We start from the raw sequence: 20,792 nt of genomic DNA on the forward strand, positions 1-20,792 counted from the left end.
ATAAAATTTTTTCGAAATGTTACATTTTTTTCGAAAAGTCAGTTTTCACTTTTAGGCTAATCAATGGTCAATGCCAGGTCGGGTAAATAAATTTTGCCTAAAATAAATTTATGTAATCGCTAATGCTTTTGCATCACTATTTAAAATTACTGTTATGAGACCATCTAAAACCTTACTCCTGCTTCCCTTACTATTGATTGTGTTTTTTGTTCGGGCACAAATGCCTGTGTTAAAAGTACAACAGGCGGTAACCGACGAGCAAAAAGATGCCGTTAAACTTAAAAAGTTAAATATTGATGTGCAGATTACTGGAAATGTGGCTAGCACGGTAATGACAATGACCTTCCACAATAGCAGTAATCGAATTTTGGAAGGCGAACTTACCTTTCCAATGCCAGAAGGGGTTAGCATAAGCCGTTACGCTTTAGATATTAATGGGAAAATGCGCGAAGCTGTTCCGGTAGAAAAAGCTAAAGCCACTGAGGTTTTTGAAAGTATTGAGCGGAGAAGAGTTGATCCGGGTTTATTGGAGAAGGTAGAAGGAAATAATTTCCGCACCAGGATTTATCCGTTACCAGCTAATGGTAGCAGAACCATAATTGTTGGTTATGAAGAAGAGTTAGGATTTAACAGTAATCACGTTTTAAAGTATCATTTGCCGCTTGATTACAACCAGACCATCGAAAGTTTTACACTAAAAACCACTGTTTTCGAAAGTATCATTAAGCCAGAGCTTGGCGAACAGCCCGATGGCAGCTTTGATTTAAAGGCCAACGGGAATACCTATGTTGGAGAGATCAATAAAACCAACTATCAGCCAAAAAATGGTCTGACTATTCATCTGCCAAAACGAAATGATCTGACCGAAGTGCAAATGCAAAAAGCGTCAACAGGTTATTACTTTCTGGTGAATGTTTTCCATAAAACCGAAAGTCGCATAAAACAGTGGAGTAATCAAATCGGTTTAATATGGGATGTTTCTTTAAGTGGTCTTCAGCGTAATACCGAGAAGGAGATAGAACTGTTGGATTTGATTATCAAACAAAAACAAAACTTAACCATACAGTTAGGCATAGTTAATAATGGCTTTAAAAACGCAGGAACTTTTGTCATCTCGAATGGTAACTGGACACAATTAAAAGATAAACTGAAGAATCTTGTATATGATGGAGGTACTAATTTCAGTGCGATCAACCCTAAAAGTCTACAGGCCGACGAATATATTTTATTTACCGATGGGTTATCTACATTCGGGAAAAATACGGTTAGCTTGAATAAACCAGTTCATTGCATCAATTCAGTCCTTAAAGCTGATTATAGCACGTTGAAATTTATCAGTATGAAAACTGGCGGACAATTCGTAAACCTCAATTCCACTTCCGTTACTGAGGCTTTTAAACAATTGAACCAGCAAAATCTTCAGTTTTTAGGGATTAAAAACGGAGCCAATGTAAGGCAGACTTATCCGTCAATGAAAGTAAATGTAAATGGACATTTCTCTTTGGCTGGTATAATGAATGAGTTTAATACGGAATTTACGTTGCAGTTCGGTTTTGGAAATACCGTTATTTCAGAACAGGTTGTCCGTTTAAATGCAACCGAACATACCTTAAGTAGTATAGATGTAAGCCATGTTTGGGCACAGAAGAAAATTGCTGAAATGGATATTCAGTATGAAGATAATAAGGATGATATTAGTGTTTTGAGCAAACAGTTTGGTATTGTTACCCGCAATACCAGTCTTATTGTTTTAGAAAACCTTGATGATTACCTGCGTTATGATATTGTGCCACCAGTTGAATTGCAACAGGCCTATAACGCGGTTTTAAAGCAACGCAGAACGGCTATTTTAGAACGAAAACAAGATTTGATCAACGCTGCGGTAGCCATGACCAAAGAACTGAAAACCTGGTGGAATACCGATTTTTACTATAAAGAACCAGAAAAGAAGAAGGAGAGATACCCTGATCCGGAGCAAAGGGACGTACATGGAGATCCTAGTGCTAATATTGTAATGGCTGAACCTGTTAGAGAGGGCAGAAGAGGAGAAGTTGCCAAAGCCGCGGAGATGGTGGTTCCGCCTAGGCCACAAGCTATAGCTCTTGCCCCAGCCACTGGAGCTGCCAGAAGAGATAGAGAAACGAATCAATTAAATGAAGTGGTGGTTGTAGGATATGCTACTCAGCAGAAAAGGAGTGACCTTACGGGGTCTGTCACAACCATTAATGAGACCTCGTCAAGTGGTTTTCTTGAGGGCAAAGTTGCCGGGGTTCAAGTAGCAAAAACCACACTTGCTCCTCCACAACCTGCTATTGTTATCCCTGAATTTAAAAGTGATAAGGATTATATGAAAAACCTGGTTGGAAAACCAGATAGCGCTTATCAGGCTTATTTGAAAATACGTCCGAAATACATTTCAACGCCGATGTTTTATTTTGATGTGGCCAATTGGTTTTACCAGCAGAAAGATAGTGTTAGGGCACTGACGATTTTAAGTAATATTGCTGATCTGGATCTCGAAAATGCCGATTTATATAAAACTTTAGCTTATAAATTAAAACAAACAGGTAATTATAAGGATGAGATTTTTATTACCCAGAAGATTTTACAATGGCGGCCAATGGATGCTCAAAGTTACCGCGATTATGCGCTGGCCCTGGCAGATAATGGGCAATACCAAGCTGCACTTGATAATTTGTATAAAGTGCTAACTCAAAGTTATAACAGCCAGATTGCGGATAGAGATCAAGGAATTGAAGAGATTGTAATATCCGAAATCAATAACCTGATTGCCAAACATGGCAATAACTTAAGTACAAAAGGGATTGATAAGCGATTAATCCAGCCTTTGCCGGTGGATGTGCGCGTAGTGCTCAACTGGAATAAAAATGATACTGATATCGACTTATGGCTAACCGACCCAACAGGTGAAAAAGGATTCTACGGAAACTCCCGAACAAAAATAGGCGGTAGGATCAGCAACGATTTTACTTCAGGTTATGGCCCTGAACAATTTATGATCAAAAAAGCAGTAAAGGGAAGATATAAAATTGAAGTTAACTATTATGGCGATAGGCAGATTAACATCAGTGGACCAACAACTGTAACCGCTGAGATTTATACCCGATACGCAACAGGCAAACAGCAGAGAAAAGTAATTGTATTGCCTATGGCAGCTGGAAGTAGCGGTGGTAACCTTGTCGGCGAATTTAATTTTTAGGATTATATTGATTAATTTCATTCATGGGCGTCGACTTAAGTCGACCCCTATGAATTAATATTATAGCAACAAACTCGCTACTTCCTCCCAGGTATTTACGCGCTCGTATTCGGTGATCAATAAATTATGTGGAGAGGTAAATAACAATGGCCTGCCGGCAAAATTTGCAAAGTTTTTAATGCGATCGTCGATAATAATGTCAACATTCACAATTTTATTTCCGCAGAACATAATGTGTTGCCAATCAACGAAAGGAAAATGTTCGGCCATCCAGTCGTACTTATCAACCAATGAATTACGGAACTCCATCGCCGCCGAAACAATGTAAACATCATATTTCTCTTGTAAAGCTTTAATTACCCGTTGGCTATCTGCAATAACTTCAAGATCGCGGAAAAAACCGGGTTCATTTATATATTCAAACCATTTTTGATTAACTTCTTGCGGAACGTGGTGGTAAATTTCGTTTCCGGCATCAATTTTTAAATCTAAGGGAACGTTAAAGTCCCGGTTATACAGTTTAATAAATTTTCCAAGGGCATCGGCAATCACCTCGTCCATATCAATCGCAATTCTCTCCATTTTGGATCCTCAAATATTTGAGCGCAAATATCCTGAAAACAATGAAATTAAACTATGTTTTTAATTTACAGTATTTTAGTTATCTTTGCAGCCCCGCAGCATGAAGCTCCGGGAACTATGTTGAATACATAAATACAAAAAGAAATGGCAACTAAAATCAGATTGCAAAGATTCGGTAAAAAAGGAAAACCTTTTTTCCACGTTGTGGTAGCAGATTCCCGCTCTCCACGTGATGGTAAATTTATTGAGCGTTTAGGTTCTTATAACCCAAACACCAATCCTGCTACCATCGAAATTAACTTCGAAAAAACTTTAGCTTGGGTAAACAGTGGTGCACAACCAACTGATACAGCTCGTGCCATCCTTTCTTACAAAGGTGTTTTATACAAAAAACACTTAGAAGGTGGTGTAAAAAAAGGAGCTTTAACTCAAGAACAGGCAGATGAGAAATTTGCTGCTTGGTTAGATGCTAAAGCAGGTAAAATTTCTGGTAAAACAGAAGGTTTAGCTACTTCTAAAGCAGATGTGCGTAAAGCAGCATTAGCGGCAGAAGCTAAGAAAAAAGAAGATAAAGCAGCAGCTATCGCAGCTAAAAATGCACCGGTTGCAGAAGAGGTTGTTGAAGAAGAAGTTACTGAAGAAGCACCAGCTGTTGAAGCTGAAGCAACTGAAGAAGCTCCTGCAGCAGAACCTACTAAAGAAGAAGGAGCTGAATAATTTTAATTATTTTGTCTCATAAAATAGCGTTCCGAATTTCGGAACGCTATTTTTATTTACAGTTCGTCATGCTGAACTTGTTTCAGCATCTTTCTGGGAAGACCCTGAAATAAATTACCTTCGGTGAACTCGCCTAAGGCTCGGTTTACAGCGTAGCTTTCCGCTATGCTAAAGGTCAGGGTGACGTTTAATTTGGGGTATGAAACACGAAGAAGCATTTTATATAGGTTACGTTACTAAAACGAGGGGTTTAAAAGGAGAAGTTCAGGTATTTTTCGAATTTGATGAATACGAACAACTCGAATTTGATGTGGTATTTGCCGATATGAATGGTAAACTTGTTCCATATTTTGTGGCTTCGGCAAAACTACAAGCCAATAAAACAGGCTATTTTAACTTTGATGATGCCGATCATATCGATAAAGTGCAGCCCTTATTAAAAAAGAAATTATACCTACCCCTATCGCAAATGCCTGAACGCGAAGAAGGCGAATTTTTATATACCGATTTTAAAGGTTTCATGGCCATTGATGAAACGCTTGGTGAACTAGGAGAAATACTGGAAGTAAACGAATACCCACAACAATTTGTGGCTACGGTGATGTATAAAGAAACCGAAATTTTGTTCCCGCTAAATGAAGATTTTATTGTAGAATACGACGAGGATGAAAAAACATTAACCCTCGATTTACCAGAAGGTTTGCTCGATATTTATCTGGAAAGCTAAAAATAAAAAAATATTTTCCTGGTTTTTGCTATTCTTAAGCCTGTTTTGTAAAATAAAACAATCTTTTAGTAAAAAATACTTGACATTAATATCAAAAATACTTTACATTTAGTAAAAAATATTTGATATATGAGAAATTCACTTTTAATCCCAAACAAGTACAAAGCAATTGGCTGGGTAATTTTTGTAGCATTCGGCATTTTAGGATCGTCTTGCGTAATAGCAGAGTTCAGGATTCCCGGTTTTCAACTCTATTATCCTTCTAATGGCGGAGCGATGGGAAATGATTATAATCTCACAAATGAATTTGCAATGTTGGGGATTACGTTAGGTCTTTTGATGATTGTTTTCGCAAAGGAAAGAATTGAAGATGAGTATATCTCGATACTTAGGCTGAAAAGTTTACAATGGGCCGTACTCATTAATTATATTATTCTAATTATAATCAACTTCTCTTTTTATGGATTGGGCTATATTTTTATTATCACTTATAATATATGGACCTTACTTTTAGTTTTTATACTTAAATTTTATTGGAACTTGTATCAGTTAAAAAGAGAGGGCGTTAAAAATGAAAAATAACCTTCGTGTACAACGGGCAATCAAAAATATAACACAGGCCGAACTTGCTGATTTAATTCAGGTTTCCAGGCAGACCATAAATACCATCGAATCAGGAAAGTATGTTCCATCAACCGTATTGGCGCTAAAAATGGCCCGGGTTTTTGATAAGCCCGTTGAGGAAATATTTGAGCTGGAGGATGGCGATTAACAGATCATGTTTTTTAAGGAAAAATTGTTAATTTAGATCTCATTCTAACCAAAATTAACATGCTCAAAAGAATATCAAAAATTGCAGTAATTTTTCTTACAGTGCTAACCATCTTTTCTTGTAAAACCGTACAACAAGCTAATTTAAAAGAAATCAAACCATTTGTAGGCATTTGGAACGATACTACAAATCCCGGATGTAAAATTGTTTTTAAAGCGGATGGAAGTTTTTACAATCTTGCCAAAGAAGGTGGTGTGCAGATCGTTACCCATAGCGGCACATTTAAAATTTTATCGAACAACATGTATGTGCTAAATATTTCGGATGCAAGGGCCGATGCTTCTTACGATCTTAAAGGCAGGCAATATGCAAACTATTACACCTTAAGCAACGATCAAAAAACCATGAAAGTAAGCGGTGTTGTCGACGGACGGAACGGTAGAAAACCGTTGCAATGGGCAAGCGATCTGGTAAAGGTTAATACGCTCGATTAGTATTTAACACAATGGGTTTCGGTAAGGGCCAAAATTGATACTGAGCTTAGCAAAATTTGACTTCAGCCTAAAGACTTCAGCCTAAAGACTTACCTTTGCATCATGCGTTTTGATATTATAACAGTCTTGCCTGCTTTATTAGAAAGTCCGTTTGCTCATTCTATTTTGCAGCGAGCACAAAAAAAAGGTATAGCCGAAATTGTTGTGCATAACCTGAGGGATTATGCCACCAACAAACAAAAAAGTGTAGACGATTACCAATATGGCGGAGGTAGCGGTATGGTAATGAGTATTGAGCCTTTTGCGGCCTGTATCGAAAAACTTCAGGCAGAAAGGGAATATGATGAGATCATTTTCATGAGCCCAGACGGTGTTACTTTAAACCAGAGCACAGCCAACGAACTCTCTATTAAAAAGAACATCATCATTTTGTGTGGCCACTATAAGGGCATAGATCAGCGTATACGGGATATCTTTGTTACCAGGGAGATATCGGTAGGTGATTATGTTTTAAGTGGCGGAGAGCTCCCTGCTGCAATTGTGGTAGATGCTGTTGTGCGTTTAATTCCTGGTGTTTTAAATGATGAAACTTCTGCACTATCTGATAGTTTTCAGGGAGAATTGCTTGATGCACCTGTATATACCCGTCCCGCAGACTGGCGTGGACATAAAGTGCCTGATGTTTTATTAAGCGGACACGAGGCAAAGGTGAACGAGTGGAGACACGAACAGGCCTTAGAACGGACTAAAACCCGCCGTCCTGACCTTTTAGAATAAAATTTCCTTGTAAATTATAAAGGTAAATTCTATTTTAGAGAAACGCTTCTAGTTCCCGATAATATGCCCAAACAGATCGTTATTTGTGATGACCATTTACTTTTTTTAAACGGCATTTCCGAATTGCTTAAAAATACCGGGAACAACTATGGCATTTTTAAATTCAGCGATGTACATTCCTGTAGAAACCATTTAATGCATAACATTGCTGATGTTTTCATCTGTGATTTAAATATTAACCACTTTGATGGGTTTGTATTGATTGAAGAACTCAGATCCCAACTAAAAAACACCAAAATAATTGTTCTTACTGCTTATTACGAAGATTTTCTGATTCAAAAAGCAAAGAAACTGGGGGTTAATGCTTTCCTCAAAAAAGAAACACCTGCCGAAGAACTTATCAGTATTATCGAATCAAATAAAGACACAACGTTTTATACCAATAAGAGTTATAAAAAAGGCGAGAGTGTGTATAGTGCCATTGATGGTTCAATTGTCAATAAATTCCGGATATCTAAACAGGAAAAAGCGATCATTAAACTAATCATTAAAGGATTAACCAGTAAAGAGATTGCTGAAGTGCTGTTTATCAGCATAACCACCGTAACTACTCATCGCAAGAATATCCACCGGAAGTTGGAAATCAATAATAGCAGTTCGCTCATTAAATTTGCTCATGAGAATAATCTACTTGATTAGCTTTCTGCTATTCCCGCTATTCTCTTGTGCACAAACCGCAAACCAATCAATATCGGTAGTATCCGGCTACGCTATAGACCAAAACTCATCGTGGACGAGCGGAATGCTCCAACAACAAAAATTTCAGCCGTTTAAGCAGGGCAGCAAAGTTAACATCGGCTACAACAAAGATGCCGCGGTATGGTGCAGATTTACTGTAAAAAATGCAAGCGCTTCACAAAGCAATAAAACATGGCTATGTTTTAACAATAACCATATCGATAGCCTTAGCCTTTATGATGGTAGCGTAATTAAAACCATAGGTGACAGAACGGTTGGCCGGAGTCCGTTTATCGAAACCCTGGCATTTGAAATTAACCTGCAGCCAGGCGAAGAACGATTGCTTTGGGTGCGGGTTAAAAAAGAAACTTCCTTTTTAGATTTTTCTTATAGTTTAGAAGATCAGGCTTATTTAGAAAGCAAATCATCTCAAAAAACAGCGTTGACTTCCTTTTTTATCGGTATGGTGTTTTTGCTGCTCATGATCAATGGAATATTGTTTTTGATGACCAAAAACAGGTTATATGTTTATTACATTGGTTATTCTATACTAACTGTGTTTTATACAGCAATTACAACCAACTTCGCCAAGCATGTTTTATTTCCAGCGTTTAGGTTTTTTAGCGAGGGCCGGGTTTACACCGGAGCACTTTGGTACATTGCCCTGAGTATTTTTCTTGGGCATTTTTTAAAGCTAAAAGAAAATCAGCCTGTTAAACATAAACTGATCATAGTACTTGGTAGCATAAACTTTTTACTGATTTTAATTTCGATTTCGTTATTGGTGTTTTATAAGGACTTTGAATTCCGGCACTTTTTTGTGTTTGGCTACATCATATTCCTGGCGTCTATCGTCATACTTTTCTGGTCGGCATTAACGCATCTAAAAATTGAAAAAACCCAGGCTACTTATGCGCTTCTTGCTTTTGCTCCGCAGTTTGTATGGGGTGCTTGTTTAATTTTAAAGACATTTGAAATTATTCCAAAATCACTGGGCGATAATTGGATGTTGTTTATCAGTCTTTATGAGGTGTTTTTGTTCGGATACGTTTTATCTAGAAATTACATCGATATTTTTTTTAAGAACAACGAACTGATGCAACAGGTTATTTTTGAAAAAGAGAGTTCGTTGAGGGCCATTAGTGAAGTTCAGCTGCGTGAGCGGAGAAACATCGCTAACATTATTCACGACAATGTAGGGAGTAAGATTGCCCATATTATTCATCTTTTCGACATGAAGAATGCCGAGCTTGCCAAGCAAACAATAAACGAACTGGCTGAAGACATCAGAGAGATATCTCATAAAATACTGCCGAAAGCACTTGATGAAGGCGCTTTGATATCTAGTTTAAAAAGTCAGATCTCAAGCCTAAACGCGGGTTTAACAGATGCAAAAATTGAGCTTTTCTGTTATGATTTCCCTGACAAAATTGATGAAAAATGGATTTATGATTTATATCTTATCGCTCTTGAGATAATAAATAACGCGTTAAAACATGGTAACGCGGAGTTAATCACCATCGAGCTTTATAAGTATCCCAAAAACTACCATTTTCAATTTACTGATGATGGGTTCGGCTTCGATCTGCAGAAAACAATCAAGGGCTTTGGGCTCGAAAATATCGAAAAGAGAGTAAATTACTACAAAGGTAATTTCGAAATCAGTAGTGTTAAAAACGAAGGCACTATTATCCAGATCGATATCCCTTCCAATAATTAATATACAACCGTTTTTTGTGAGTTCTGTATCTGTAAATATACCCTTTATTGGGTATTTCTGTCGGCGTATCTTTAGTATACTTTAGCTTAATAAAAGCAATACATCCTTTAAATTAATGGAAATGAAACAACTATTTACAGCAGTACTAAGTGTGCTGGCTATTGCGGGTTATGCGCAAGATTTAAGTCCAAAAAAGAATGAAAGTGGAAAATATGGATTTGTAGATAAAGCAGGGAAAGAAGTGATCCCTTTTAAGTACGAAAAGGCTGGATATAGTTTCCACGAAGGATTGATTGCTGTTAAACTAGACGGAAAATATGGCTTTATAGATCAGACAGGGAAAGTGGTTATTCCCTTCAGATATGATGATGCCATTTATTTTAAGGATGGATTTGCGCAGGTTGAGTTAAATGGAAAATCGGGTTATATTGATAAAACAGGTAAGGAAATCACGGCCTTAAAATACGATGTTGCATTTGATTTTTATGAAGGTATTGCCAAGGTGAGGCTAGACGAGAAGTATGGTTTTATTGACGCTACAGGTAGAGAAATTACGCCTTTAAAGTACGAGGATGGGAATAACTTTAAAAATGGTTATGCCAGTGTGAAACTAAAAAATAAATGGGGTTTTATTGATAAAACAGGCAAAGAGTTTACAAAGTTTAAATATGACTATGCAAAAGATTTTAATGATGGGGTTGCTCCTGTTGAAAAGAATAAACTCTATGGCGCCATTGATAAAAACGGAAACGAAATCATCCCTTTCAAGTATAGGTTCATCGCTGATTTTGAGGAAGGTTTAGCTAAAGTTGGGCTTAACGGTAGAGAGGGTTTTATAAACACAACAGGCGAAGAAGTTATCCCGATTAAATACGATGCGGTTGGCAGCTTTGAGAATGGAGTGGCCCGGTTTAGATTAAATGGCAGATGGGGAGCAATGGATAAAACAGGTAAAGAAATTACACGATAAACAAACATGGACATGAAAAAATTAACAGTATTACTTTTCTTACTTTATGGGTCTTTCGCCTTTGGCCAGACTACTTACGAGAACAAAAAATTAGCGCTTATTAACGATGTTTTTTATAATACCACAAGGCAAAACATTAACTCCTTTATGAAGGATAAAGGCTTTGAAAAAGGCGATGTTGAAGAAGGCGAAGGCGATGTTAAAGAGATATTGGCCTTCGACTCCAAATTTGATATGATAGAGGTGTCTTACACGAAAAATGATAAAATTTCTACTATAGTTTGCATTTTTTCTGGTGCAATTAATGTGGCATTTATCGATATGGAGCTAAAGAACAAGGGATATACAGCTAAAATGGTTAAACAATCTATAGATGGGCAGCCGGTTAATAAAAATATTTGGAGCAAATCCGGAACGAAGTACAATTTTATTACCTATGCCGATGAAAAGGAAAAAATTGGTGTTTTAGGCTATGGTGTGTATTAGAACTGGTCGTTAATCCGGGCCGGTTTACTTTAATAAAATGAAACTCAAAGGCGCAGAAAAACAGTTCTGGTGGCGTTTTGGACATATCACCGAAGCTAAAAACATCCCTACAGAATTGCCTGGTTTTGCCAGTATCGATTCGATGGTTGATGATGAGTATTTGGCCATGCTTTTGGCAAAAGTTTCGGTTATGGAGAGCGTTTATTTGAAAGAAACACGGGTAACCGATGAGGGAGTGAAGTTGATCAGCGATGTTAAGCAACTTAAGCATTTAACGCTCATGAAGCATGAAAATATTACTAAAGCGTGTTTGCCGTATCTTAACAAACTGACCGATTTGGAATACCTCGATATCTGGCGGACTAAAATCCGCTTAGAAGATATAACGGTTTTAAAAGATTTAAAAAATCTTAAAGAGCTGCATATCTCGCCTCACGATGAAGGTGTAGAAGAAAGCCGGGACACTATTTTAGAAAAGATAATTAAAGCGGAAGAAACGTTGCCCAATTGTATTATTCACACCTGAGATCATCAATGGTTAAATAATTTAAATCAGAATATTGAATGCTAAATTTAGTGATATGTTCGCGAATAGTGCCATCCTGACCTTTTGGAATAGAAGCATTTAACACAATCGAATGTGGAATTCATAAAGATTGTGGAAAAAATTAAAATAGGTTTTTTTTTCTCAGAAATAATCCCTAATATTGCAATCCGATTTTCACGGGATGAAATATCGATTTAATAGCTTAAAATCATGGATTTAGTAAAATTTGTTGAAGAGCAGGCCATCGCAAAAAAAGATTTTCCTGCGTTCAAGTCTGGCGATACAGTGAGCGTGCACTATAAAATTCGCGAAGGTAATAAGGAACGTATCCAAATTTACCAAGGTGTTGTGATACAACGTAACAGTGCTGGCGCTAACGAAACTTTCACAGTTCGTAAAATGAGCAACAGTATTGGGGTTGAGCGTATTTTCCCTATCAATTCTCCAAACATTGAGAAGGTAGAAGTAAATAGCTATGGTAAAGTTCGTAGAGCGAAATTGTTCTATTTACGTGCTTTAACTGGTAAAGCTGCCCGTATCAAATCTTTGAGAAAATAATATTCTTTATTATACGATATAGCCTTCACGATTAATTTCGTGGAGGTTTTTTTGTTTATACCTTTGTTAAATGTTAGATTCTGCTTTTTTCGACCAGGTTTTTTGGGGCAACACCGTTAAGGCCTATTTTCTTTTCGGGGGAATACTTTTTTTAGGCTTAGTTTTCAAAAAAATTGTTTCTAAGCTGTTAAGCGGGCTGCTGTTTAAGCTTTTCAGAAACTTTTCAAACCAATCGCATAACGATGCTTTCGTTGCCTTATTGGTAAAGCCTATTGAGGTTTTTATTCTGTTAACTACACTTTATCTTTCCATAAACCAGTTAAAACACCCTTTAGAGGTGGCTGTATTTCATTACAGTAAATTAATTGGCAAGGTTAAAGAATTAATACCTGTAACCATTGGCGATTGTATTGACCGGATATTTTTATTTGGGATCATCCTATCTGTTTTTTGGATTATTTTAAGAATAATCGACTTCATTACCCATGTTTTGTTATATAAAGCATCGCTTACGGACAATAAGGCTGACGATCAACTGGTACCTTTCTTAAAGGAGCTTTTTAAAACCGTTGTAATCTTTATCGGTTTTTTCACCCTTCTGGGTTTTGTTTTCGAGGTAAATGTATTAACGCTGATTACCGGATTGGGTATTGGTGGTATTGCCATTGCTTTAGCCGCTAAAGAGAGCTTAGAGAACTTAATAGGTTCATTCACCATCTTTTTAGATAAACCTTTTACCGTTGGCGACCTTGTAAAGGTTGACGGTGTAGAAGGCACAGTTGAAAAGGTTGGTTTCAGGAGTACAAGGATCAGGACTTCTGAAAAAACCATGGCTACCATACCCAATAGAGGGATGATTGATGGTGTTTTAGAAAACCTCTCTCTGAGGAATTCCCGGAAAGTATCTTTTGTGATCGGACTTACCTACGAAACCAATTCGGCATCGCTAAGAAAAATCATTAGCGAAATAGAAAGTTATGTCAACAATCATGAAGGTACCAGCGATGATGGAAATGCTTCTTTTAAAAGCTTTGGCGATTCTGGCTTGAACGTAGAGGTTAATTATTTTGTAACCGTACTTAATTATGTCGAGTTCCTTAAAATCAGGCAGGAAATCAATCTGGAAATTATGGATATCGTTATCCGGAATAAATCAGATTTTGCTTATCCTACGCAGCGTTTAATTAGTGATAGGCCAGCCGCGAGTGATAAAGAAGAGGTAGGTAATGATGCTATGGATTAGATAGATTCTGTTGCTGACTTCCGTCGTCTGTGTCTCACTCAATGTTTTTATTTAGTAGAAAAACAAAAAGATGTCATCCTGAGCCTGTCGAAGGACAACCTTTTTTAGATTTTTCGCATTTAAGGTCTTCGACAAGCTCAGACTGACAACGAGATGTTTAATTTGATAACATTGGCGTCTCGCAGATCACAAAACATAGTTTGCTGAGACAATTTGCTGGTGCGTTAGACGGCATTTGATAAACAAAGAGACGCTGTTCTTTTTTTGGAAAGCAAGGGCAGCGGTACTATTGAGGTGTGTTCCTGCTATTCACTACAAGTCCGCTCCCGATGAAAAATCGGGATCCGGGCTTTCCGTTGCTATCAGGTTTAGGTGGATTCTTCAGTGTTTCAAAATCCTTTCAGTTCCCGTGGTCTGTATCCTCACGGACCACCACGTTAATCTAAATGGTAGTAAAAACAAAAAAGCCGACTTAGCATAAACTAAATCGGCTTCTTTTATGGTCAAATGTTGTTTTAACTTAAAGTCGCTAGCGTAGTTATTCCACCTTTTACAACCTGATTAAGCTCTACGTTAACCTTTGTACCTACGGGCAAAAATACATCAACCCTCGAGCCGAATTTGATGAAACCGAACTGCTCGGCTTGTATCACCTGATCGCCTTCTTTTACATACCATACAATTCTACGTGCTAAAGCACCTGCAATTTGACGGAACAATACAGGAGTGCCATTTTTATGCTCCACAACAGTTGTGGTACGTTCGTTCTCTGTTGATGATTTTGGATTCCATGCCGCCAGATATTTCCCCGGGTGATATTTAAAGAACTTCACCACTCCCGAAATCGGATTACGGTTAATGTGAACATTTACCGGCGACATAAAAATCGAAACCTGTAAACGTTTATCTTTAAAGTATTCGCCTTCTTCTGTTTCCTCGATTACCACCACTTTACCATCCGCCGGGCAAATGACCAGGTTCTCGCCTGAAGAAAAGCTGCGGCTTGGGTTACGGAAAAACTGCAGTACAATGATAAATAATACAGCCGAAAAGATGTAAATGAACCAGCGCAACCAGGTGATGTCGTGATATTTATAATCGACTACTGCGTTGATTACGAAAATAAACAATATGCTTAAGGCAATTGTGGTGTAGCCTTCTTTATGTATGGTCATTGTGTTCGGAATTATTGGGCAAAGGTGCGAAAAATAAATTAATCCAATCTAAAAATTATGCCTCAGTTGCTCTATAAATATCGGTTAAGTTTCTGCCAAGCCCATTATAATCTAGTCCATAACCCACCACAAACTCATTAGGTATTTCAAAACCAACGTATTCCAGTTCTTCAATTTCATGTTTTAGCGCACCTGGCTTAAGTAAAAGAGACGCTACTTTAATTGAAGCCGGATTTTTTTCTTTTATCGTTTTTAAAATATGTGTTAAGGTTAAGCCTGTATCAACAATATCTTCCACAATGATAATATCTCTGCCTTCGATGTTATCGGGCAGTCCGATTAATTCTTTTACATTTCCAGAGCTTGCTGTTCCTTCGTAAGAAGCCACACGCATAAAAGAAACTTCGCAGGGTATGTTAATTTCTTTGATCAAGTCGGCCAGAAACAAGAAACTGCCGTTTAGCACGCCGATAAACAGAGGGCACCTGCCCTCATAGTCAACATTCATCTGGATGCCCAGCAAACGAATCCTTTTATTTAGTGTATCATTTTCTAAAAATATCTCGAACTCTTTATCCTCTACTTTTATTTTGTGCATGCTGCTGTTAAAATAGTTTAAATGTTGGAACGTTGTAATGTTGGTTAATTGTTTAAATCGGTTAACCGGTTAATTGTTGATTTAACTAAGAACTGTAAACTGCGAATTGAAAACTTGGCCCTGGTTAATTGTTTAAATCTGCTAATCATCTCCAAGCGCCCAACTCTAAATTCCAAACTAATTTTAGTTAATTGTTTTATCGTTTGACTCAACTGTAAACTGCCAATTGGCAACTACAAACTGATTACTGCTGAGCCTTTTCCAATTCCTTTTGTCTTCTTCGTTCTTCCCTTCGCTCCTGTCTCAGCTGTTTTTTGGTTTTACCAGTATCGGCAGGGCTGGTTATCTGTTTGCTCGAAGTATCTTTTTTAGATCCTCCGCCAAAAATACGGTCGAATAAACTTTTGTTTTTATCCTGAACAATGATAGGTGGCAATCCATCTTCATCATCGTCGAATGCGGTTGTGTCAATAACAGCAGTATCAGGTGCTAAATACTGGCGTAAACCTTCTCTTAAACGTACATTGTAAAAGCCATAGCCAGAAGTATCGCTTGCTACCAGCCCTCTTCTTGCCATAATATTTCCCATAAACCTAAAGTAGTTGAACATATAAGGTTTCAAGCTGCCATCGGCCATAAATTTGTACATAGATGCTTTTGGCTTAGGTACAATACTCGCCAGAAACAAACCATCACCAATGGTTAAATCGGCAGGTTGTTTTCCGAAATAATAGCGTGAAGCCTCTCCTATTCCATAAATATTCTGGCCGAGCTCCATAATGTTAAAATACACCTCTAGCATCCGCTGTTTGCTTACCAGGTGATTATGTTCGATCAGCCAAACAATTAAAATTTCTTCAGCCTTACGGGCCAGTGTTTTTTGACGGCTTAAATAAACGTTTTTAACCAGCTGCATGCTGATGGTACTGCCACCGCGTTTAAATTTCTTTTCTTTAAAGTTTACGGCAATAGATTTACGGATCGATTCTTCAACAAAACCATTATGTGTAAAAAATGAAGGATCTTCTGCTGTTAAAACCGCATTGATAAAGTTTTTAGATATTGAAGATAAAGGGGTAAAATTAGGGTTTGATGGACCTATGGTAATATTACGCATTGGTTTGCCATACTCATAAGGCGTATAAACAAACGGACTGTTGATTTTTTGCAGATTGGTTTTACCCCATTGTACAATTTTGAAATCAACGGGGGTTAACGTAGAACTGAAGCGGACACTGTCTGGTATTTTAGTGTCTAAATAAAAATTAAGATTGTATTTAATCTTACCATGTACTTTTAATCCTTCCAGCGATTCGAACAGGCCTTGTGGAAAAGCATCTAAAACCCCTTGCGCATCCTGTTCTTCGGCATTTAGCTTTAGCTCATATATTTTATTCTTTCCTAAAGTATATTTAACAAAGGGGTGGATCTGTGCGTTTTTTAAATAGGCTGTTGAGGTGCTGTCTAAGGCAACATAATTTGGCCCAACCAAAATATCAGCATCCAGTTTCGCGCTTTGTATAATAATATCGTTTGAAGCAATGCGGGGTTGATTAATCAACATGTTTTTAACTGACCAGGAACCAGAGATCTTATAATCATCGCCGCTGTATTTTGCATTTTTAAGTTCGGTTTGTAAGGTGTCGAAGCTTATTTTTGCATGGAGCTTATTATTCAGGTAAGGTAATTCGAGTTTCTTTCCGTCTGCATAAGCCATAAAACGTAATTCTTTGCTACCAGGGTTTACATAGCCATCTACATGCCAGGTAGATTCGTTATTGTTCACATCAATGGTTGATTTTAAATCACCGCCATCAATTGTGGCAGTGGTTGCAAAACTCAATTTGGCCGTATCGTGATCGTTTAGTTTAAAAACCATGTTTTTCACATCCATATCGTCAGGGATTTTATATAAAACCTGATTTAAGATGTTGCTGGCTATTTCTGGTAAGTTGGCTTTTCGATTGGTTTGAGTGCTGTCTTTTTTCTTACGTTTTAAGATGAAATCGATATTTGTGGTCGAATCTTTAAGTACCACACTCACAAAACCGTTGTTCAATTTTACTTCTGAGAGTTTTACTTTGCCAAAAATGAGCGGAAAAAGTTTTACACCTACACTGAGTTCGCCGATGTTTGAAAGTGTATCTCGATCTTTAGGAACGACAGAAATGTTGGTCATTTTAACGGTGCTTAGCCCTGTAAAACCTGCTGATCCGATTTTAACCTCCAAGTCATAATCCTTATCTGCCTTGGCAATTGCTTTGGCCACCATTTTTTTAAGAAGTGCTTCCCTTTTGCTATAGGCTACTGCACCTAAAGCCATACAAACAACTAAAAAAACACCTAAAACCCAGGCTCCGATTTTTAAATATTTTTTTGGGATCTTAATTTTTGGTATTCGCATATAGTCGTTAAAATGGTTAATTGCTTAAACGTAACAATTAAATGTTTATTTCGTGTTAAAATTACAGTTAAAAAGCCTAAATAAAAGTATTTGTGGCTATGTTTTGTTAATTTTGAATTTAAATTAATACCATGCAGATTAGCCCGCAACAAGTTTTAGATGCGCTTAAAAATGTTGAAGATCCCGATCTTAAAAAAGATCTGGTTACCTTAAACATGATTAAAGATTTACAGATTACAGATAACCAGGTCAATTTTACATTAGAGCTTACTACACCGGCATGTCCGATGAAGGAAATGCTAAAAAATGCCTGTACAAATGCCATCAGGCATTTTGTGTCGCCAACGGCAGAAGTCGTAATCAATGTAACTTCGAGGGTTACCCAACCAAGCAATTCATCATCACTGGATAACATCAAAAACATTATTTTGGTTTCGTCAGGAAAAGGAGGAGTTGGTAAATCTACTGTAGCGAGTAATCTGGCAGTTGTATTGGCTAAAGATGGCGCCAAAGTTGGCCTTATCGATGCCGATATTTATGGCCCGTCAGTACCAACCATGTTCGATTTGGTTGATGCCAAGCCAGGGGCGGAAGAAACCGCTGATGGTAAAACTAAAATTTTACCCATCGAAAAATACGGGATAAAATTATTATCCTTAGGTTTTTTTGCTGATCCAGGTCAACCAGTGCCATGGCGTGGACCAATGGCGTCGAATGCAGTAAAACAATTGTTTAACGATACCAACTGGGGAGAATTGGATTATCTGATTGTAGATCTTCCACCGGGAACAGGCGATATCCACATCACCATTACGCAGAGTTTCCCAATTTCAGGAGCGGTTGTAGTTACTACACCGCAACAGGTTGCACTGGCCGATACGCATAAAGGTTTGGCCATGTTCAGAATGCCTGGAATTAATATCCCGGTTTTAGGTGTCATAGAAAACATGTCGTATTTTACACCAGCAGAATTGCCGGAGAATAAGTATTATATCTTCGGAAAGGGTGGCGGAACAGAACTTGCAGCACGTTTTGATGTGCCTTTTTTGGGCGAAATTCCAATTATCCAGAGTATTTCGGAAGCTGGAGATAAAGGGAAACCGGTGGCATTAAACCAAAATCCTTTACTGGATGTTATATTTGGAGATATTGCAAGTAAAATTGCACAACAAATATCCATCAACAATGCGCAAATGGTGAATTGCTAAAAAATTACTATTTTTATAAATTAAAATATATATAATGAATTTAACAGAACAAGTAGAACAGGCATTGGAAACTATCAGGCCGTATTTAAAGGCTGATGGAGGTGATGTTTCTGTTGAAGAAATTACATCTGAAGGAACGGTAAAGCTTAAGCTTTTAGGCAACTGCGGTTCTTGCCCAATGAGTTTTATGACTATGAAATCTGGTATCGAACAAGCCATTATGAAAGCTGTTCCGCAAATCACTTCAGTAGTTGCAGTTAACCTGGCTGAGCAAGATTAAGCTTTAACACTATTTAACAAGGAAGTTTTATTAATAAAATTACTTTTGTCTTAATGAGATATTGTGTTGCCCTAATTTGCCTTATTTTTTCTGTAACCGCTTTTGCACAACAAAAGCCGGCACAGGATAAACTCATCCAATTTTCAGGGATTATTACCGATATCGATAGCTCAAACGTGATTCCTTATGTTACCATCACCAATCTTTCTGCCAAGAGTAAAAGGGTTGGTGCCGATTACAGAGGCTACTTTACCTTTATTGTTAATCCTGGCGATACCATCTTGTTCACCGCCATTGGTTACAAGAAGTTTTCTACGGTAATTCCTGAAAGCACACCGGATAGCAAGTATACCATTATGGTTAAACTGAAAGCCAATGTAATCGATTTACCATCGGTGCGTGTTTTTCCTTGGGCAACAACAGAAGAATTTACCCGCGAGTTTTTATCAATGAAACTGGCGGATGATGATATGGCCATAGCCAAAAAAAACCTTTCTCGCTCCTCAATTGATGGTTTAATCCAAACTTTGCCACGTGACGGACAAGAAATAGGTAGCCAAAACTATCGGTATAATTTCGATAGGATGATCAATAAGAATATGGTTCAAACCAATCCGCTGCTCAACCCTTTCGCATGGGGTAAGCTGATGCAGCAGATTTTTGATGGCGATAAGAGCCGGACGAATTAGTCTGGAGTCTTGAGTTCGGAGTCTTTAGTCCTGGGTGCAGAAGACCAAGCACTATTTAATCATTACCCTAATTTTATTTAGTTAGTCATTATCCTGAACTTGTTTCGGGATCTATGCTGCTATAAAGATCCTGAAACAGTTCAGGAGGACGGATCGTAAGGTAATTGATGTCGGATTAGGCGAATAAAAAAGGGAAAACGTTTCCATTTTCCCTCTAACATCTTAAATCAAAACTTATCGTTTCTTACTTTTATTCGGGAATTTCATTTTGTAATCTGTTTTGATGTTACCTTTCGAAATCGCATCCAGTTTACTTTTAAGCATCGTTTTACGGAGCACACTCACTTTATCGGTAAACAATTTTCCTTCGATATGATCATATTCATGTTGGATTACGCGTGCGGGCATTCCATCTACATCATCTGTATGCTCTACCCAGTTTTCATCAAAGTAAGTGATCTTGATGTTGGGTTTACGCATAATGTTTTCGCGGATATCAGGAATGCTTAAGCAGCCTTCGTTAAAACTCCAGGCCTCTCCAGTTTCTTCCAAAATTTGTGCATTAATAAATACTTTTTTATAACCTGGTTTGCCATCTTCATCTTCGCCTGTATCTACAATAAACAAACGAATAGGCAAACCAATTTGAGGAGCAGCTAAGCCCACACCGTTTGCATAATACATGGTGTCGAACATGTCGCTGATTAATTGTTCTAATCCTGGATAATCTTTATCAATATCGGTCCCTACCTTTTTTAAAACAGGATCGCCGTAAGCTACTATTGGTAATTTCATTGTATTATATTTTTTCAGATGTAGATCTGAGCTTATTAATTATTATAAATCGCTGTCAGTCTGAGCTTGTCGAAGACCTATGGTTAAGTCCT

Annotated in this window: 22 protein-coding genes; 17 read left to right on the forward strand and 5 right to left on the reverse strand. The window is 37.6% G+C overall.

All coding sequences use genetic code 11. The features are described 5' to 3' along the window. Nucleotides 1-154: 154 nt before the first annotated feature. Nucleotides 155-3,220: a VIT domain-containing protein gene (locus tag QF042_RS01710; RefSeq protein WP_307524711.1), complete on the forward strand. Its 3,066-nt coding sequence runs from the start codon at nt 155-157 to the stop codon at nt 3,218-3,220. Nucleotides 3,221-3,280: 60 nt separating this feature from the next. Here QF042_RS01710 and QF042_RS01715 read toward each other — a convergent pair whose 3' ends face one another. Continuing rightward, nucleotides 3,281-3,802 carry a 5'(3')-deoxyribonucleotidase gene (locus tag QF042_RS01715; protein ID WP_307524713.1) on the reverse strand — a complete coding sequence of 174 codons (522 nt, stop codon included), beginning with the start codon at nt 3,800-3,802 and terminating at the stop codon, nt 3,281-3,283. A 144-nt stretch (nt 3,803-3,946) separates the two neighbouring features. Here QF042_RS01715 and QF042_RS01720 point away from each other — a divergent pair, with 144 nt between their 5' ends. From QF042_RS01720 to QF042_RS01780, 13 genes are all read left to right on the forward strand, one after another. Continuing rightward, a complete protein-coding gene (locus QF042_RS01720) occupies nt 3,947-4,519 on the forward strand; it encodes a 30S ribosomal protein S16 (RefSeq protein WP_307524714.1) in 573 nt (190 codons plus the stop codon). 199 nt (nt 4,520-4,718) lie between these two features. After that, nucleotides 4,719-5,246 carry a ribosome maturation factor RimM gene (gene rimM, locus QF042_RS01725; protein ID WP_307524716.1) on the forward strand — a complete coding sequence of 176 codons (528 nt, stop codon included), beginning with the start codon at nt 4,719-4,721 and terminating at the stop codon, nt 5,244-5,246. A 129-nt stretch (nt 5,247-5,375) separates the two neighbouring features. Next, nucleotides 5,376-5,828, forward strand: coding sequence for a hypothetical protein (locus tag QF042_RS01730; RefSeq protein ID WP_307524718.1), 453 nt, complete (start codon nt 5,376-5,378; stop codon nt 5,826-5,828). Then, complete coding sequence (locus QF042_RS01735) at nt 5,818-6,018, forward strand: helix-turn-helix transcriptional regulator (protein WP_307524720.1); 201 nt, start codon at nt 5,818-5,820, stop codon at nt 6,016-6,018. Before QF042_RS01730 ends, QF042_RS01735 begins: the two co-directional genes overlap by 11 nt. A gap of 59 nt (nt 6,019-6,077) precedes the next feature. Continuing rightward, nucleotides 6,078-6,512, forward strand: a complete 435-nt coding sequence (locus QF042_RS01740) for a hypothetical protein (protein ID WP_307524722.1) — start codon at nt 6,078-6,080, stop codon at nt 6,510-6,512. Between the two features lie 102 nt (nt 6,513-6,614). Further along, nucleotides 6,615-7,289 (forward strand): tRNA (guanosine(37)-N1)-methyltransferase TrmD, encoded by a 675-nt coding sequence (gene trmD / locus QF042_RS01745; protein ID WP_056850557.1) that lies wholly within the window; start codon nt 6,615-6,617, stop codon nt 7,287-7,289. A gap of 63 nt (nt 7,290-7,352) precedes the next feature. Further along, nucleotides 7,353-7,988, forward strand: coding sequence for a response regulator transcription factor (locus QF042_RS01750; protein WP_307524727.1), 636 nt, complete (start codon nt 7,353-7,355; stop codon nt 7,986-7,988). Next, nucleotides 7,966-9,747, forward strand: a complete 1,782-nt coding sequence (locus QF042_RS01755; RefSeq protein ID WP_307524728.1) for a 7TM diverse intracellular signaling domain-containing protein — start codon at nt 7,966-7,968, stop codon at nt 9,745-9,747. Before QF042_RS01750 ends, QF042_RS01755 begins: the two co-directional genes overlap by 23 nt. A 121-nt stretch (nt 9,748-9,868) precedes the next feature. After that, nucleotides 9,869-10,717 carry a WG repeat-containing protein gene (locus tag QF042_RS01760; protein ID WP_307524730.1) on the forward strand — a complete coding sequence of 283 codons (849 nt, stop codon included), beginning with the start codon at nt 9,869-9,871 and terminating at the stop codon, nt 10,715-10,717. A gap of 12 nt (nt 10,718-10,729) precedes the next feature. Beyond that, on the forward strand, nt 10,730-11,203 hold the full coding sequence (locus QF042_RS01765) for a hypothetical protein (protein ID WP_307524732.1): 474 nt from the start codon (nt 10,730-10,732) through the stop codon (nt 11,201-11,203). A gap of 37 nt (nt 11,204-11,240) precedes the next feature. After that, nucleotides 11,241-11,729 carry a hypothetical protein gene (locus QF042_RS01770; RefSeq protein WP_307524734.1) on the forward strand — a complete coding sequence of 163 codons (489 nt, stop codon included), beginning with the start codon at nt 11,241-11,243 and terminating at the stop codon, nt 11,727-11,729. Between the two features lie 231 nt (nt 11,730-11,960). Next, complete coding sequence (gene rplS / locus QF042_RS01775) at nt 11,961-12,308, forward strand: 50S ribosomal protein L19 (protein WP_025141628.1); 348 nt, start codon at nt 11,961-11,963, stop codon at nt 12,306-12,308. Between the two features lie 70 nt (nt 12,309-12,378). Further along, the gene (locus tag QF042_RS01780; RefSeq protein WP_307524736.1) at nt 12,379-13,551 is read left to right on the forward strand and encodes a mechanosensitive ion channel family protein; all 1,173 of its coding nucleotides are present in this window, start codon (nt 12,379-12,381) and stop codon (nt 13,549-13,551) included. Between the two features lie 515 nt (nt 13,552-14,066). Here the strand turns inward: QF042_RS01780 and QF042_RS01785 are convergent. The 3 genes from QF042_RS01785 to QF042_RS01795 all read right to left on the reverse strand — a co-directional run bounded on the left by QF042_RS01785 (nt 14,067) and on the right by QF042_RS01795 (nt 17,728). Beyond that, a complete protein-coding gene (locus tag QF042_RS01785) occupies nt 14,067-14,726 on the reverse strand; it encodes a phosphatidylserine decarboxylase family protein (protein ID WP_307524739.1) in 660 nt (219 codons plus the stop codon). A 55-nt stretch (nt 14,727-14,781) separates the two neighbouring features. Further along, nucleotides 14,782-15,324: a hypoxanthine phosphoribosyltransferase gene (gene hpt / locus QF042_RS01790; RefSeq protein WP_307524741.1), complete on the reverse strand. Its 543-nt coding sequence runs from the start codon at nt 15,322-15,324 to the stop codon at nt 14,782-14,784. Between the two features lie 244 nt (nt 15,325-15,568). Continuing rightward, nucleotides 15,569-17,728 (reverse strand): transglycosylase domain-containing protein, encoded by a 2,160-nt coding sequence (locus QF042_RS01795; RefSeq protein ID WP_307524743.1) that lies wholly within the window; start codon nt 17,726-17,728, stop codon nt 15,569-15,571. 131 nt (nt 17,729-17,859) lie between these two features. Between QF042_RS01795 and QF042_RS01800 the strand changes: the two genes are divergently transcribed. From QF042_RS01800 to QF042_RS01810, 3 genes are read left to right on the forward strand one after another with little or no spacing between them, the layout of a single operon-like run. After that, nucleotides 17,860-18,936 carry an Mrp/NBP35 family ATP-binding protein gene (locus QF042_RS01800; protein ID WP_307524745.1) on the forward strand — a complete coding sequence of 359 codons (1,077 nt, stop codon included), beginning with the start codon at nt 17,860-17,862 and terminating at the stop codon, nt 18,934-18,936. Nucleotides 18,937-18,970: 34 nt separating this feature from the next. Continuing rightward, nucleotides 18,971-19,216 (forward strand): NifU family protein, encoded by a 246-nt coding sequence (locus tag QF042_RS01805; RefSeq protein WP_307524747.1) that lies wholly within the window; start codon nt 18,971-18,973, stop codon nt 19,214-19,216. A gap of 53 nt (nt 19,217-19,269) precedes the next feature. After that, complete coding sequence (locus QF042_RS01810; RefSeq protein WP_029274883.1) at nt 19,270-19,905, forward strand: hypothetical protein; 636 nt, start codon at nt 19,270-19,272, stop codon at nt 19,903-19,905. A 234-nt stretch (nt 19,906-20,139) separates the two neighbouring features. Here QF042_RS01810 and def read toward each other — a convergent pair whose 3' ends face one another. After that, nucleotides 20,140-20,700, reverse strand: coding sequence for a peptide deformylase (gene def, locus QF042_RS01815; protein WP_307524750.1), 561 nt, complete (start codon nt 20,698-20,700; stop codon nt 20,140-20,142). Between the last annotated feature and the right edge of the window lie 92 nt (nt 20,701-20,792).

It is taken from the genome of Pedobacter sp. W3I1, from assembly GCF_030816015.1.
GTDB lineage: Bacteria > Bacteroidota > Bacteroidia > Sphingobacteriales > Sphingobacteriaceae > Pedobacter.